At 67.0% G+C, this 15,714-nt stretch carries 13 protein-coding genes and 1 tRNA gene; 6 read left to right on the top strand and 8 right to left on the bottom strand.

Annotation, left to right across the window (positions count from 1 at the left end; translation table 11 throughout):
• Position 1: 1 nt before the first annotated feature.
• Complete coding sequence (locus J7U46_RS12325) at positions 2-1,534, top strand: methyl-accepting chemotaxis protein (RefSeq protein ID WP_282826174.1); 1,533 nt, start codon at positions 2-4, stop codon at positions 1,532-1,534.
• Positions 1,535-1,599: 65 nt separating this feature from the next.
• Here the strand turns inward: J7U46_RS12325 and J7U46_RS12320 are convergent, their stop codons facing one another.
• Positions 1,600-2,184 (bottom strand): hypothetical protein, encoded by a 585-nt coding sequence (locus tag J7U46_RS12320; protein ID WP_282826172.1) that lies wholly within the window; start codon positions 2,182-2,184, stop codon positions 1,600-1,602.
• A gap of 138 nt (positions 2,185-2,322) precedes the next feature.
• Between J7U46_RS12320 and J7U46_RS12315 the strand changes: the two genes are divergently transcribed.
• Positions 2,323-2,396: transfer RNA gene (locus J7U46_RS12315), tRNA-Gly, on the top strand.
• 58 nt (positions 2,397-2,454) lie between these two features.
• Here J7U46_RS12315 and J7U46_RS12310 read toward each other — a convergent pair.
• Together J7U46_RS12310 and J7U46_RS12305 are read right to left on the bottom strand one after the other, a co-directional pair.
• Positions 2,455-3,495, bottom strand: coding sequence for a hypothetical protein (locus tag J7U46_RS12310; protein WP_282826170.1), 1,041 nt, complete (start codon positions 3,493-3,495; stop codon positions 2,455-2,457).
• A 216-nt stretch (positions 3,496-3,711) separates the two neighbouring features.
• Complete coding sequence (locus J7U46_RS12305) at positions 3,712-4,545, bottom strand: class III extradiol ring-cleavage dioxygenase (protein ID WP_282826168.1); 834 nt, start codon at positions 4,543-4,545, stop codon at positions 3,712-3,714.
• A gap of 87 nt (positions 4,546-4,632) precedes the next feature.
• On the opposite strand from J7U46_RS12305, the gene J7U46_RS12300 reads away from it, so the two are divergent.
• Positions 4,633-7,182 carry an FtsX-like permease family protein gene (locus J7U46_RS12300; protein WP_282826166.1) on the top strand — a complete coding sequence of 850 codons (2,550 nt, stop codon included), beginning with the start codon at positions 4,633-4,635 and terminating at the stop codon, positions 7,180-7,182.
• A gap of 60 nt (positions 7,183-7,242) precedes the next feature.
• Here the strand turns inward: J7U46_RS12300 and J7U46_RS12295 are convergent, their stop codons facing one another.
• The 5 genes from J7U46_RS12295 to J7U46_RS12275 all read right to left on the bottom strand — a co-directional run bounded on the left by J7U46_RS12295 (position 7,243) and on the right by J7U46_RS12275 (position 12,739).
• The gene (locus tag J7U46_RS12295; RefSeq protein WP_282826228.1) at positions 7,243-7,734 is read right to left on the bottom strand and encodes a chemotaxis protein CheW; all 492 of its coding nucleotides are present in this window, start codon (positions 7,732-7,734) and stop codon (positions 7,243-7,245) included.
• 114 nt (positions 7,735-7,848) lie between these two features.
• Entirely contained in the window at positions 7,849-9,657 is a 1,809-nt protein-coding gene (locus J7U46_RS12290) for a methyl-accepting chemotaxis protein (protein WP_282826164.1), read from the bottom strand.
• Positions 9,658-9,721: 64 nt separating this feature from the next.
• Complete coding sequence (locus J7U46_RS12285; protein ID WP_282826162.1) at positions 9,722-11,836, bottom strand: chemotaxis protein CheW; 2,115 nt, start codon at positions 11,834-11,836, stop codon at positions 9,722-9,724.
• Between the two features lie 31 nt (positions 11,837-11,867).
• A complete protein-coding gene (locus J7U46_RS12280; RefSeq protein ID WP_282826159.1) occupies positions 11,868-12,230 on the bottom strand; it encodes a response regulator in 363 nt (120 codons plus the stop codon).
• Between the two features lie 59 nt (positions 12,231-12,289).
• Entirely contained in the window at positions 12,290-12,739 is a 450-nt protein-coding gene (locus J7U46_RS12275) for a hypothetical protein (RefSeq protein WP_282826158.1), read from the bottom strand.
• 298 nt (positions 12,740-13,037) lie between these two features.
• On the opposite strand from J7U46_RS12275, the gene J7U46_RS12270 reads away from it, so the two are divergent.
• From J7U46_RS12270 to J7U46_RS12260, 3 genes are all read left to right on the top strand, one after another.
• A complete protein-coding gene (locus J7U46_RS12270) occupies positions 13,038-14,183 on the top strand; it encodes a sensor histidine kinase (protein WP_282826156.1) in 1,146 nt (381 codons plus the stop codon).
• A complete protein-coding gene (locus J7U46_RS12265) occupies positions 14,180-14,821 on the top strand; it encodes a response regulator transcription factor (protein ID WP_282826154.1) in 642 nt (213 codons plus the stop codon). The genes J7U46_RS12270 and J7U46_RS12265 overlap by 4 nt, the downstream gene beginning before the upstream one ends.
• Positions 14,822-15,031: 210 nt before the next feature.
• Complete coding sequence (locus J7U46_RS12260; RefSeq protein ID WP_282826152.1) at positions 15,032-15,643, top strand: EF-hand domain-containing protein; 612 nt, start codon at positions 15,032-15,034, stop codon at positions 15,641-15,643.
• Positions 15,644-15,714: the final 71 nt, after the last annotated feature.

The following is a 15,714-nucleotide window of genomic DNA, read 5'->3' as shown; positions in this document are numbered from 1 at the left end:
TATGAATTCGATCTCGATCAGCAAGCGCCTGGCCTTGTTGGTGCTGGGCTTGTTGGGCTTGCTGGCCTTGGTGGTGCTGATTGCGCTGATGCGCCTGGACAGCTCGAACAACACCTTGCGCTCGCTCTATGACGACCGCATGGTGCCCGTCAAACAGCTCAATATGGTGGCCGATGCCTATGCGGTGGGCGTGGTCGACACCACGCACAAGCTGCGCGACGGCAGCGTCAAGCCCGAGGCAGCGGCTCGCGCCATCGAGCAGGCGATGAAGTCGGCCGACACCCAGTGGAAGGCCTACCTGGCCACCGAACTGACCAAGGACGAGCAGGCGCTGATCAACAAGACCAAACCGGCGCTCAAGACCGCCGACGTCGCTGCCGCCAAACTGCTAGAGCTGGCGCGCGCTGGCAATCTGGAGGCGGCGGCCAGGTTCGCAGGGAGCGAGATGTACCCGGCCATCGACCCGCTGGCGGCGGACCTGCAGGAGCTGATCGACTTGCAGCTCACGGTGGCGGAGAGCGAGTACAAGGCCAGCCAGGCTGCCTTCAAGACCTTGCTGTGGACCAGCATCATCGTTTTCCTGATCACGCTCGCGGTGGCCGCCGTGCTCTCGCTGATGATCGTGCGCTCCATCACCCGGCCGCTGAAGGAGGCGGTCGAGATTGCCGAGACGGTGGCAGCCGGCGATCTGCGCCGCAAGATCGAGTTCAGCGGTTCCGACGAAACCGCCCAGCTGCTCGGGGCGCTGTCCAAGATGAACCAGGGCCTCGTCGACATCGTCAGCCAGGTGCGTGATTGCGCCGAGTCCATCACCTCCGGCTCCACCGAGATCGCCAGCGGCAGCATGGACCTGAGTCAGCGCACCGAAGAGCAGGCCAGCAGCCTCGAAGAGACCGCCGCTTCGATGGAGGAGCTGACCTCCACCGTCAAGCAGAACTCCCTGACCTCGGAAGAGGCCAACAACCTGGCGGCCCAAGCCTCGGGCGTGGCTGGCAAGGGTGGGCAGGTGGTGCAAGGCGTGGTCATCACCATGGGCCAGATCACCGACCAGTCCAAGAAGATCAGCGACATCATCGGCGTGATCGACGGCATCGCGTTCCAGACCAACATCCTCGCGCTGAATGCAGCCGTTGAGGCCGCGCGGGCCGGCGAGCAGGGCCGCGGCTTCGCCGTGGTGGCCAGCGAGGTGCGCTCCCTGGCCAGCCGCTCGGCCGAGGCGGCCAAGGAGATCAAGACCCTGATCGGTGCCAGCGTCGAGCGTGTCGAGACCGGTGCCTCCCAGGTGGCAGAGGCAGGCCGCACGATGCAAGACATCGTCTCCCAGGTGCAGCGCGTCAGCCAACTGCTGGCCGAGATCAGCCTGGCCAGCCGCGAGCAAAGCCAAGGCATCGATCAGATCAGCGATGCTGTGATGCAGATGGACCAGGTCACACAGCAGAACGCCGCCCTGGTCGAGGAGTCGGCGGCGGCGGCCGAGAGCCTCAAGCTGCAGGCGCAGACGCTGTCACGCGTGGTCTCGCTGTTCAAGCTCTGAGTCAGGCCCCAGAAGCAAAACGGCCCGACATCCGTCGGGCCGTTTCTCGTTCAGCGCGGTGCGATTCAGGCGGCCGATGCTGCCGGCGCTGCGGCGACGGGCGCCTTCTTGGCGGCAGCGGCGCGCACCGGCTTGGCCTTGACTGCCACCGGCGCGGCGGCCTTGCGAGCCACCGGCTTGCGAGCCGGCTTGGCTGCAGCCTTGGGGGCAGGACGGGCTGCGCGTGCGGGGCGAGCCTTGCGGGCTGCGCGCTTGGGTTCCACGGCCTTGACCAGGCTCTCGGCACCGGCGGCAGCCTTGCCGGCCACGGCCAGCACGGCCAGGGCGCTGGGCAGGCTCAGGCGCGAAGCGGTCTGCAGGCCAGTGGCCAGTACCGGGTGCTCGATGCGGCCGGCGAACTTGGAGGCCTTGCTGATCTGCGCGGCCGTGGTCTTGGCGCTGACGTCGATCAGCTGTTCGCTGCGGTTCGCGACCTGGTCCACGCCCTTGGCGGCCAGTTTGGTCAGCGCGCTAACGCGCTCGTTGCTTGTCTTGACCTGGCCGATCACGCGGTGGCTGCCCAGGCGATAGGCCTTGACGACTTGCGTCGCGGCGCTGCGGCACTGTTCAACGGTGTTCAGAGTGACGTGGGTCAGGGTGGGCTTGCGCATGGCGGGTCCTTGCTGGTTCAGTTGAAGATCAAATCGACTGAGGCCAGTATGGGCGGCGAGTTCTAGGGAGGGATACCCAAGGCGGCGCGATTTCCTAGAGAGCGCGCTCCAATGCCGGCGCTAGAATCTGCCCACTTCGCGGGTGTAGTTCAATGGTAGAACGCTAGCTTCCCAAGCTCGATACGTGGGTTCGATTCCCATCACCCGCTCCAGATGCGCCAAGGCCATGTCGTGAGACATGGTCTTTTGCTTTGGGGGCCGCCGCCTCGCTCAGCGCACCCGCTTCAGCTCTTCGGCGCCAGCTGGAGGCGTGGCATAGGGGTTGTTGGTCGTCGTGTACGTGCCATCCGGGTTGCGGATCACGCGCTGGCCGCCATGGATGCTGGCCCTGACGGTGTTGCCATTGGCATCGCGGTAGGTGTTGTACTCGCCCACGGCCTCGAGGTTGCGGCGGTGGATGTTGTCGTTGGTGGCCTGGGTGTTGGCATTGGTGTTGGCGTAGATCTGGGCCACCTCGGCATTGGTGCGCGAGCGGATGGCGGCCCGGTCGGCCGCGCCTTGCGCGTTGATGCGGGCCATCTCGCTGGCATGCCAGCGGTCGATTTCCTGGCGCTGGTTCGAGGAGAAGCGCTGCTCGGCATTGCGGGTGGCACTCTGCATCATCGCCACCCATTGCGGGTTGGCTTTGATCGAGGCGGTGATGCGGTCACCTACCTTGGGGTCGAGCTGGCCCTCGGGCGCACGCTGCGCGAACACCATCGAGGTGCCGCCCACCACATTGCCCTGCATCTCGGAGAAGCTGAGGCTGGCGCTGAACAGCTCGCGCACGGGACGGCCCTGGATCTCGTAGGCGATCAGCATCTGGCCTGCGTCGAAGTGCATGCGGGCGCCGCCCGGCGCTTGAGCGGTGGCGGCGCGGGCCGCCTGCGAGAGATCGGGCCGGTCCCGGTATTCCACGATATGCGCGCCCGGCCGCCGCTGCTGGACCACGGCGGCGAGGAAGCTCTGCGTCGAGTTGAACGGTGCGGCAGGGCAGGGGTTCATCTGGATCTGCGTGCCCTGGATCTGCCAACTGAAGCCATGCAGGATTTCCAGCGCCTGCTGGCCATCTGGCGAGCTGGCGACCCACTCCAGCCGCATCTGGTTGCCGACGCAGTGGGTCTGGCGGTTCCAGTTGACGCCGCCTGCGGTTTGCCAACCGGTCGGTACCCGGGCGGTGGCGGCGGTGATGGCTTGGTCAAAGCCTTGCTGATCGATGATGTCCACCGTCTGCTCGCTTTGCGCCACGGCAGTGGCCGGGGCTGGCTGCACGGCTGGCATGCCTGAGCCCGAAGCGGACCCCAGAGCGTTTGTGCTTTCGCCGGGCTTGGGCGCGCTGCTGGTCGGTGGGCTGTCGGGGCTGCACGCCGCGAGGGCGGCGGCGGCCAGGCTGAGGCACAGACGAAACCGGTATGGATGCAGCGTGTCCATAGGCGCTCCTGTTCAAGGAGCGCCCATGATGTCACGGTGCCTGGTGCTTGGGGAGTCCTACACCGCTTCCCAAGCCGTGGCCGAAGGCCCGAAGGCATAGGCGTCCATGCCCAGGCAGCCGAAGGTCAGGCTGGCGTGGATGCGCCGGGGCGCGGCGTCGCGGCCGGCCGCGCCGGCGGCCACGTACCAGGGCAGCAGGTGCTCGTCGGTCGGGTGCATGTCCAGCGCATGCGGTGCCTGGCGGCGGTAGTCGAACAAGGCGTCCCAGTCGCGTGCCGCGCTGCGTTCCAACATCCAGTTTCGGAACTCGGCCGAAGGCGCGATCTCGTCGGCGTCGATGGCTGGCTGACCCATGAAGACGCGGCGCAGGTTGTGCGTGATGCTGCCGCTGCCGATGATCTGCACGCCGTCGGCGGCCAATTGCCCAAGGGCCTCGCCGAGCGCGAACTGCTGGGCCGGGCTTTGCGTGGGCACGAAGGCCAGCGGCAGCACCGGGATGTCGGCCTCGGGGTACATGTAGCGCAGGGGCACCCAGATGCCATGGTCCAGGCCGGCCTGGTCGACGCGGGCCACCTCGATGCCGCCTTGCTGCAGCAGGGCCTGGGCCTGGTCGGCCAGGGCGGGCGCGCCGGGCGCGTCGTAGCGCAGCGTCTGCAGCTTGGGGTCGAAGCCGCCGAAGTCGTAGATCGCCTGATGGCGCGCGCCACCCAGCAGCACCGGCATGCGGGCCGAGGTGTGGGCCGAGATCATCAGCAGGGCGCGCGGCCGGCCGAAGCGCTCGTCGATGCTCCTGCCGAGTTGCTGCATGAAGGCGCCGGCCTCGCGCGGCTCCAGCGCGGTCATCGGCGAACCATGGGAGAGAAAGAGCGGAGCATGGGCGGTGGTGTTCATGGCTCCCATTGAACGACCGAACGGCCCCGCCATCGCGCTGATTTCTTGCACGGGCCGTTCAAGCGGCTTGCATCTACAGTCGGGGCCATGCTTGACGCCGCCTCCGCTCCTACCCCTCCCTCGGTCTTTCAGCTGGCCTGGCGCCAGTTCTGGCGCGATGCCCGCGCCGGCGAGCTGCGCCTCCTGATGCTGGCAGTGGCGCTGGCCGTGGCAGCGCTGTGTTCAGTGGGTTTCCTGTCGAACCGCCTGGACCAAGGCCTCAGCCGCGATGCCGCCCAGCTGCTGGGTGGCGATGCAGTCGTCTCCAGCGACCAGGCCACGCCGGCCGCGCTGCGGGCCTTGGGCACTGAGCTGGGCCTGGCCCAGGTGGGCAGCGCTACCTTCCCCAGCATGGCGCGTGCGCCCGATGCCCAGGGCGGCGGCAGCCGCCTGGTGGCGGTGAAAGCGGTGGGCGAGGGCTATCCGCTGCGCGGCAAGCTGCAGCTGGAAGACGGCCGCCAGGTGGGGACGCCGCCGCGTGGCCAGGCCTGGGCCGATCCGGCCGTACTCGATGCCCTGGGGCTCAAACCGGGCCAGACCCTCTTGCTCGGCGACAGCAGCTTCGTGGTGGCCGGTGTGATCGCCAACGAGCCCGACCGGGGCGCCGGCTTCATGAACTTCGCGCCGCGCCTGATGATCGCTGCGGCCGATCTGCCGGCCACGGGCCTCGTCCAGCCGGCCAGCCGCGTCAGCTACCGCCTGGCACTGGCCGGCGAGGCGTCTCAGGCCGCCGCCGTGCGCAGCTTCATGGAGCAGGCTGCCAAGCTGATCGAGAGTCAGCGGCTGCGTGGCGTGCGCCTGGAGTCGCTGGAGAACGGCCGCCCCGAGATGCGCCAGACGCTGGACCGGGCGGGCAAGTTCCTCAACCTGGTCGCGATGCTGGCGGCCCTGCTGGCCGCCGTGGCCGTGGCGCTGGCCGCGCGCGACTTCGCAACGCGGCATCTGGATGACTGCGCGATGCAGCGCGTGCTGGGCCAGCCGCAGCGCCGCATCGCCTGGGTCTACGGCCTGGAATTCGGTGCGGCCGGCCTGATCGCCAGCCTGCTCGGCGTGGCCCTTGGATTTGCGCTGCACTATGGCTTCGTGGCCCTGCTGTCGGGCCTGATCGACGTGAGCCTGCCGTTGCCCGGTCTGCGGCCCGGCCTGCTGGGCCTGGGGCTGGGCCTGTCGCTGCTGCTGGGCTTTGGCTTGCCGCCGGTGCTGCAGCTGGCGGCCGTGCCGCCGCTGCGGGTGATGCGGCGCGAGCTCGGCAATCTGAAGGGCGGTTCGCTGATGGTGCTGCTCAGCGGCGTGCTCGGGTTTGCGGCCATCCTGATGGCCCTGGCCGACGACGCCAAGCTGGGTCTGATTTCGGCCGGCGGCTTTGCCGTGGCGCTCGGCTTCTTTGCCTTGCTGGCATGGCTGGCCGTGCTGCTGTTGCGCCGCGTCGTGCCGATCAGCGTCAACGGCAATGGCGCGCCGCGCTGGCTGCTGCTGGCCACGCGTCAGGTGGCCGCGCGGCCGGCCTTCGCCGTGGTGCAGGTGGCCTCGCTGGCCGTGGGCCTGCTGGCCCTGTCCCTGCTGGTGCTGCTGCGCACCGACCTGATTGCCAGTTGGCGCGCGGCCACGCCGGCCGATGCGCCGGACCGCTTCGTCATCAACATCCAGCCCGACCAGGGCGAAGCCTTTCGCGCCCGCTTGCTGGAGGCCCAGGTCGGCCGCCTGGACTGGTATCCGATGATCCGCGGTCGCCTGCTGAGCATCAACGGCCAGCCCATCGCCCCCAAGCAGTTCAAGGAAGAGCGCGCACAGCGTCTGGCCGAGCGGGAGTTCAACCTCAGCCACACCGGCGAACTGCCCAGCCACAACCGGGTGCTCAAGGGCGCCTGGACGGCCGAGGAAGCGGGCGGCATGAGCGTGGAAGCCGGCCTGGCCGAGCAACTGGGCCTGAAGCTCGGCGACAGCCTGCGCTTCGACGTGGCGGGCACCCAGGTCGAGGGCCGCATCACCAGCCTGCGAAAGGTCGACTGGAGCTCGATGCGGGTCAACTTCTTCGTGCTGTTTCCGCAGGCACAGATGCCCGACTTGCCGGCCAGCTTCATCTCAGCCTACAAGTCGCCGGCCGGCCGCAGCCTCGACTCCGCGCTGGCGCGCGAGTTCCCGAATGTGACCGTGGTCGATGTGTCGGCCCAACTGCGCCAGGTGCAGCAGGTGCTGGACCAGGTGATACAGGCCGTGCAGTTCCTGTTCGCCTTCACGCTGGCCACCGGCCTCGTGGTGCTGCTGGCGGCGGTGTCGAGCACGCGCGATGCCCGCACCCGTGAATTCGCCCTGATGCGGGCCCTGGGCGCCAGCAGCAAGCTGCTGGCGCAGGTGCAGCGGGCCGAGTTGCTCGGGCTCGGTGCGCTGGCCGGGCTGCTGGCCGGCGGCGTGGCCTTGCTGCTCGGATGGCTGCTGGCCCGCTACGTGTTCGAGTTCCAATGGACGGCCAGCCCCTGGGTACCGCTGGCCAGTGCGCTGGCCGGTGCCTTGCTGGCGCAGGCGGCCGGCTGGTGGGGTTTGCGCGGCGTGCTGACGCGGCCTGTGGTGGCCACGCTGCGCGAGGCGGACACGCAATAAAGAACAAAGGCGCCTCGCGGCGCCTTTGTCTTCAGGGCTGATTGCGAGCTGGCTGAGGGCTCAGCTGGCAGCCGCAGTCACGCTGTCCATCAGGCCCATGTCGGCGCTGCTCATCAGGCCTTCGATGTCCATCAGGATCAGCATGCGCTCGTTGATGGCGCCGATGCCGGTGATGAAGCTGGTGTCCACGGCTGCCGAGCTCAGCTCGGGCGCCGGGCGGATCGCGTCGCGGCTCAGTTCCAGCACGTCGGAGACCGAGTCGACCACCGCGCCGACGACGCGGTTCTTCACGTTCAGCACGATGACCACGGTGAAGCTGTTGTACTCGGCCGTGGCGCAGCCCAGCTTCAGTCGCAGATCGACGATGGGCACGATGACGCCGCGCAGATTGACCACGCCCTTGATGAACTCGGGCGCGTTGGCGATGCGGGTGGGCTGCTCGTAGGAGCGGATTTCCTGCACCTTGAGGATGTCGATGCCGTATTCCTCGGAGCCGAGGCGGAAGGTCAGGTACTCGCCGTTGTGCGGCACATGGGCCTTCTGGTTGACCATCAGCGCACCGGACTCGCGGGGGACCACGGCGGTGGAGGTTTCTTGCGTGTTATCCATGGATGACCTCTTGGTGGTTCAGCAATGCGGAAGGAACGCTCGGACTGTAATCCGGCTTCAGAAGGTTTCCCAGTCACCGTCCGCGCTTGTCGTGAGCTGTTCACGTGCGAGCGGGGCGGCGGGGCGGGCAGCGGGCTTGGGCACGGCCGGGCGTGCCACGGGCGCTGCTGCGACGGCCGGCTTTTTGACGGCTACCGGCTTGGCGGCCATCGGCTTGGGCTTGGCAACGCTGACCGGGCCGGCCGCCGGCTTGGCCTGCGGGCGCGGGGCCGGGGCAGGGCTGGAGCGAGCCGGCGCCGTGGCGCTGATGCGGAAGCGGTCGACCGACTGGGCCAGGCGCTCGGCCTGGTCACGCAGGCTTTCGGCAGCGGCGGCCGATTGCTCGACCAGGGCGGCGTTCTGCTGCGTCATCTGATCCAGCTGGACCACCGACTGGTTGACGGTGCCAATGCCATCGCTCTGCTCGCTGGCGGCGGCCGAGATTTCGCCAATGATGTCGGTCACGCGCTGCACGCCGGCCACGATCTCGCTCATCGAGCTGCCGGCTTCCTGCACCAGGCGCGAGCCGGTCTCGACCCGCTCGACGCTGGCGCCGATCAGGGTCTTGATCTCCTTGGCGGCTTCGGCCGAGCGCTGGGCCAGGCTGCGGACCTCACCAGCGACCACGGCAAATCCGCGACCCTGCTCGCCGGCACGGGCGGCCTCGACGGCCGCGTTCAGCGCGAGGATGTTGGTCTGGAAAGCGATGCCATCGATCACGCCGATGATGTCGCTGATCTTCTTGGAGCTGGCATTGATCTCGTCCATGGTCGAGACCACATGGCCCACGACCTCGCCACCCTTGGCGGCGGCTGAGGAGGCCGAGGAGGCCAGCTGGTTGGCCGTGCGGGCCGAGTCGGCGGTCTGCTTGACGGTGCCGGTCAGCTGCACCATCGAGGAGGCGGCCTGCTGCAGGTTGGAGGCGGTCTGCTCGGTGCGGCCGGACAGGTCCTGGTTGCCGGTGGCGATCTCGACCGAGGCGGTGCGGATGCTGTCGGCGGCCACGCGCAGCTGGCCGATCAGGCTCTGCAAGGCCTGCTGCATCTTGTGCAGCGAATGCATCAGGTGCGAGGCTTCATCCTTGCCCTCGACCGCAATCAGCGCACGGGTCAGGTCGCCCTCGGCAATCGCTTCGGCCAAGGCCTCGGCTTCGACCAGCGGGTCGCAGATGCTCTTCATGTTGAGCAGGGTCAGCGGCGCCACGACGACGGCGCTGAGCACTAGCACGGCGATGAACCAGGTCAGCACGCGCGACTGGGTCTGTTCAGCCTCGCCCTGGGCGATCTGTGATTCCTTGCTCAACGCCTCGCGCAGGCCTTCGAGCAGTTTCTCGGCGTCCTTGATCGAGACCTTGCCAGCGCTCAACTCCTTGTTGGCGCTCGCCACATCGCTGAGGGCGCCAGACTCCAGCTTGCCAAACACCGGCTGCACCTTGTCGGCATAGCTGTCGACCAAGGGCAGCATCTGGCGCAGCACCTTGTTGTCGGCATCTTCCTCGCCCTTGAGCATCTCCTTGGCGACGGCAGAGAGCGTCTGGCGGGCTTCGTCCCAGCGCTTGCGATGGCCGCGCACCTCGTCGGCATTGCCCGCGTAGATGACCATGTCCTTTTCATAGCGGCGCAGGTCGCCCATGGCGCCGATCAGGCGGCTGAGGTTGTTGGCCTCGGCCACCGACATCTCGGCGAATTGCTTGGTCTGGGCCCGCAGCGAGCTCATGCCCGTGAGCCCGACGCCACCGACCAGCAGCAACAAGGCCAGCACCATGGCAATGGCGCCGATCATGCGGGTTCGTATGCTGAATTGACGAATCAATGCGCTCAACGTCATCGTTATTTTCCTGTGTGCTTCTTGGACTGGACCGGTCTTTTCAGACAGGCCGGGCTGGCCGGACTCAGTGGCGCGAGCGGCGGATCAGGCTGCCTACGTCCAGGATCAGCGCCACGCGCCCATCGCCCATGATGGTGGCGCCTGAGACGTCGGTGACCTTGCGGTAGTTGGCTTCGAGGTTCTTGACCACCACCTGCTGCTGCCCGAGCAACTCGTCGACCAGCAGGGCGACGCGGCCACCCTCTGCTTCGACCACCACCATGATGGAGGACACGTGCTCGAAGTCAAAGCGCGGAACATTGAAAACTTGCTCGAGCTCAATCACCGGCATGAATTCGTCGCGCACCTCGACCACGCGGCCCGAGCCGCCCACGGTCTTGATGGTGTCGGACTGCACCTGGAAGGACTCCACCACCGAGGCCAGCGGCAGGATGTAGACCTCTTCCCCGACGCCCACGCTCATGCCGTCCATGATGGCCAGCGTCAAAGGCAGGCGCACCGAGACCTTCATGCCGTAGCCTTCGGCCGAGTCGATCTCGACCGTGCCACCGAGCTGGGTGATATTTCGCTTCACCACGTCCATGCCCACGCCTCGGCCGGAGACGTCGGTGACCTGGTCGGCCGTCGAGAAGCCCGGCGCGAAGATCAGGTTGTAGACCTCGGTGTCGGTCAGCGAGTCCGGCGCATCGATGCCTTTCTCGCGGGCCTTGGAGAGCAGCTTCTGGCGGTTCAGGCCACGGCCGTCGTCGCGCACCTCGATGACGATGGAGCCGCCCTGGTGGGAGGCCACGAGGGTGATGGTGCCTTGTTCGGGCTTGCCCTTGGCGGCGCGGTCGGCCGGCATCTCGATGCCGTGGTCGCAGCTGTTGCGCACCAGATGGGTGAGGGGATCGGTGATCTTCTCCACGAGGCCCTTGTCCAGCTCGGTGGCTTCACCTTGCGTGACCAGCTCGACCTTCTTGCCCAGCTTGGAGGCCAGGTCGCGCAGCATGCGCGGGAAGCGGTTGAACACGACCGACATGGGAATCATGCGGATCGACATCACCGACTCTTGCAGGTCGCGCGTGTTGCGCTCCAGGTCCGCGAGGCCCGAGGCCAGCTGCTGGTACAGGGCGGGGTCCAGGCCGGCGCTGTTCTGGGCCAACATGGCTTGGGTGATGACGAGCTCGCCGACCAGGTTGATCAGCTGGTCGACCTTCTCGACCGAGACACGCAGCGTGGACTGGTCCATGCCGCCAGGCGCGCCCTTGGCTTCGACCTTGGGCGCAGCAGCCTTGGGCGCGGCAGCCACCGGCGCAGCCGCAGCAACCGGCTTGATATCGCCACTGGCAGCACCGGGCGAACCGGGGGCGTCGTCGAAGAAGCCGTAGCCCAGATCCTTGGCTTCTGGCTCGGGCGCGCCCGGTGCACCCTCGTGGAAACCAAAGCCGTCGCTGAGCGGCAGGATCTTGACCTGCTCGCGCGAGACGTGGAAGGTGAACAGGTCCAGCAGGTCGTTGTCGGTGCTGCTGGTCAGGACCTTGAAGCGGCGCATGCCGTCGGCGGCTATGCCGCCGTCCAGCGGCTCGATGGTGCCGAGGTCGGTGATTTCCTTGAACAGGTCCACCAGGTTGTCGGCTTGCGCCGGGTTGTCCAGCGGGCCGACTTGCAGCTCAAGGAAGCGCGCACCGGGCTTGCCGGAAGCTGCTGGCGAGGGTGCGGGCGCCGGAGCGGGCGCTGCCGCCTTGGGCGCTGCTGCGACCGCTGGTGCCGGCGTGCCGCCTTCGACGAAAGTGCGGATGCTGGAGATCAGGTCGACGGTATCGACCGCGTCACCACCGTTGCCGGCATGGCGGCCCAGCTGGGCGCGCAGCGCGTCGCCCGCCTGCAGCAGCACGTCGACCATCGGGGCCGAGGCCTGTAGCTCATGGCGGCGCAGCTTGTCCAGCAGCGTCTCCATGATGTGGGTCAGCTCGGCCACGTCGCTGAAGCCAAAGGTGGCGGCGCCGCCCTTGATCGAGTGGGCGCAGCGGAAGATGGCGTTCAATTCTTCGTCATCGGCCGTTTCGATGTTCAGATTCAGGAGCAGCTGCTCCATGTTGTCCAGGTTCTCACCGGCTTCTTCAAAGAAGACCTGGTAGAACTGGCTGAGGTCGATGCCGGCACTGATGCTGGCGCCTTCGGAGGTCATGTCTCCCATTTCAGGACTCCTGCTGTACAGCGCGCGCGGATTAGCGAATCACCTTGCCGATCACCTCGATCAGCTTGGCAGGATCGAAAGGCTTGACCAGCCAGCCGGTGGCGCCGGCGGCGCGGCCGGCCTGCTTCATCTGGTCGCTGGACTCGGTGGTCAGGATCAGGATGGGCGTGGTCTTGAACTTCGGGTTGTCACGCAGCTTCTTGGTCAGGCTGATGCCATCCATGCGGGGCATGTTCTGGTCGGTCAGCACCAGGTCGAAATCGCGCTGGCTGGACTTTTCCCAGGCATCTTGCCCATCGACCGCCTCGACCACATTGAAACCTGCGTTCTTCAGCGTGAAGGAGACCATCTGGCGCATCGAGGCCGAATCGTCCACAGCAAGAATTGAGTGCATCGCTTTCTCTCCGGGGTAACTGGTGTTTGGTGGATCTGTTGAATCTGCCGATTCTGTATTCAAAACAGCTCGATCGAGCCCGCATCCATTTCGTCCTGCGTGACAGGATTGGGACGTAGCGGCGCTATTTCGACCACGGCCATGCCATCTTCGTCATCGCCGAAGGTATCGCGGGCCAGTTGGTCGGAGCAATTGCGGAGCCGCTGGCTGGTGTGGGCGATCAGCTGCGTGGCCATGTCCTGGAATTGCAGCGCGGTGATCGCACCGGCCACGTCGGCCTTGATCTGGTTCAGACCGTCGCTCTGGAGGCCGGCTTCGGCGGCTTCCTGCAGCAGGTGGTTCAGCTGGTTGGAGGCGCTGAAGAAATGCGCTGAGAGCGCTTCGCCAGCGTCGTCGAGCAGGCGCTGCAGGCGCTCCAGATCATTGGTGACCGTCATCAAATGATCCTGGAGCTCGGCCGCCGCGAGCAGCGGCTGCATGCCCGGGTCTTCGTCGGCAGGGGCGTGCATCTCATTCATCTAGGTCTGGTCTCCAACGGTTGTGCTTGCTACGGCCGTCGCCCGATCCTCTAGACCCAAGACTCGGCGCGTACATACGGTCGTATCCATTTGTATGGATCTTCGGTATTTCTGTGCCCGGTGTCGACAGGGCTATCGCGGACAGACCCGGCCTGTGCAACTGTTCGACGTTTTCCCTTTATTTCTGATAAGGGTAATCCCTTTTTGCCGGGCGAGGCGTGGTTTTGCGGTCGCACTTGAGATTTGGCATGCCGGGGGGCTCCCAGGTGAATTGGCATACTCCCGCCTCATGACGGCCCCCTCCGCAGACCGGCGCTTGCGCGTCCTGCATGTTGAAGACTCCGAACTCGATCACCAGCTGATCCTGGCCCAGCTGCGCCGTGCCGGCCTTGCCCTGGACATCCAGCGGGTCGACACGCTGAACGAGGTGCGCCGCGCCCTGACCCTGGAGTGGGACGCCATCATTTCCGACTACAACCTGCCGGGCTTCTCGGGCCTGGTGGTGCTGGATATGGTCAAGGATGCGCGGCTGATGACGCCCTTCATCCTGGTCTCGGGCGAGATCGGCGAAGACACGGCCGTGGCCGCGATGCGCACCGGCGCGTCCGACTACCTGCTGAAGAACAACCTCACGCGCCTGGCTCCGGCGCTCCTACATGCCATCGAGGCCAACGAGAGCGAGCAGGCCCGCATGGAGGCGGACCGCGAGCTGCTGCGCTCCAAGCAGCGCCTGCACGAGCTGGCCGGGCACTTGCAGACCAGCGTGGAGATGGAGCGGGCGGCCATCGCCCGCGAGATCCACGACGACGTGGGCGGCTCGCTGACCGCGCTCAAGTTCGACCTGGCCTGGATGACTCGCCATGCGCAGGACGAGGGCGTCCGCCAGCGCGTGCAGTCGGCGCTCGAGACGGTCAGCTACGCCATCGAGGCTAGCCAGCGCATCATGCACAACCTGCGGCCCGCCATCCTGGAGCAGGGTCTGGTGGCGGCCGTGCAGTGGATGGGTGCGCGCTTCGAGAAGCGCACCGGCATCGCGACCGCCATCTCAACGACTTCGGAAATGATCCAGCTGCCGCCCGGCGTGCCGCTGGTGGCCTACCGCACGGCCCAGGAGGCGCTGACCAATGTGTCCAAGCATGCCAATGCCTCCAAGGTCACGATCGAATTGAGCGTGGATTCGGGCGTGCTGACCCTGGAGGTCAGCGACAATGGCAGCGGCCTGACCCCGGGCGCGCTGGCCAAGGCGCGCAGCTTCGGCATCCGGGGCCTGCATGAGCGGGCGGCCACGGTGGGCGGCTGGGTGGACCTCTCCAGCAGCGCGCGCGGCACCAGCCTGATCCTGTCGGTGCCGCTGGAGGCGCAGCGGGCCGAGCAATTGGGGCAAGAAGAGGCTTCGGCCATAGAACATGATCCGTCTTCCTGGGGCAGTGCATGATCAAAGTGATTCTTTGTGATGACCACGCGCTGATACGGCGCGGCATCCGCGACACCTTGTCCGATGCATCCGATATCGAAGTGATTGGCGAGGCCGGCGACTACGGCGAATTGCGCAGCCTGATGCGCCAACCCGGGATCGAGTGCGACGTGCTCGTGCTCGACATCAATATGCCCGGCCGCAGCGGCCTGGACGTGCTGCATGTGCTGAAGGACGAGGGCTCGCCGGTCAAGGTGCTGATCGTCTCCATGTACCCGGAAGACCAGTACGCGATCCGCTCGCTGCGGGCGGGTGCCTTCGGCTACGTCAACAAGGGCGGCGACCCGCAACTGCTGGTGCAGGCGGTGCGCACGGTGGCGCAAGGCCGCAAGTATGTGACGCCTGAGATCGCGCAGATGCTGGTCGAGAGCCTGACCGCGCCGGTCACCGAGCAGGCGCACCAGAAACTGTCGGACCGCGAGCTGCAGACCCTGGTGATGATCGCCTCGGGCAAGCGCCTCTCCGACATTGCCGAGGAGCTGATGCTCAGCCCCAAGACCGTGAGCGTCTATCGTGCCCGCGTGCTCGAGAAGCTGGGCCTCGCAAACAATTCGGAGTTGACGGTCTACGCGATCAGGAACGGCCTGGTCGAGAGCTGATTTGATCGGCTGAACCGGCGACGCGGCGGGAGCCGCGAGAACAGGGGGTGCAAGCCCTGCCATCTCCAGCGATTGAAACGTGCTTTGTGTCGGACTCGACACCGCTCGGCAACAAGCCGGTGCGCGGCGCTGCAAAGAATCGAACAGGCCCCGGCGGCTCGTCCGCACGGGGCTTTGACCATTCCAAGCAACCCCGTGAAAGGAGCTCTCATGAGCACGATAGCCACGGTCGGCAGCACCTCGGGTGCCTGGTCCGACCTGCAAGCCTCGCGTGCCAGCGCGATGAAGGAGAAGATGTTCGCCCGGGTCGACAGCGACGGCAGCGGCGCGGTCGACGGCACCGAGCTGCAAGCCCTGCTCGACAAGTTCAGCGAGCGCAGCGGCCAGAGCCTGGGCTCGGCCGACGAACTGCTGAGCAAGATGGACAGCAATGGCGATGGCAGCCTTGATGCCGACGAACTCGACAGCGGCATGAAGAGCCTGCTGCCGCCGCCGTCCTCGACCGTGGCCTTCGCCGGTCAGCGTGCCGGCGGTGCGGGTGACGCCGGCGGCCCGCCCGGTGGCGGCCATGGCGGTCCGCCGCCTGGGCCTCCGCCAGAGCAGGGCGCGAGCGAGAAGACGAGCAGCAGCTCCAGCAGTAGCAGCAGCTCCTCCAGCACCGACCCGCTGGACCTCAATGGCGACGGCACCGTCTCCGCGCAGGAGCGTGCCATGGCAGCGCTGCAGCAACTGGTGCAGCAGCTGCGCGATGCCTACAGCCACAGCGCCGAGGCGGGGCAGGGCAACAGCGCGAGTCAGGGCAGCCTGAGCGTCGCCGCCTGAGTTTCTGCTGCTTCGCCGTCGCCCGGGCCGGGTTTGCCCGGGCATGGTCAGTGCTGGCCGGCCGGCCCGAT

It is taken from the genome of Pelomonas sp. V22, from assembly GCF_030014915.1.
Lineage (GTDB): Bacteria > Pseudomonadota > Gammaproteobacteria > Burkholderiales > Burkholderiaceae_C > JAUASW01.
The sequence above is the reverse complement of the archived record's forward strand: the minus strand, read 5'-3'. Positions and strand labels throughout refer to the sequence as shown.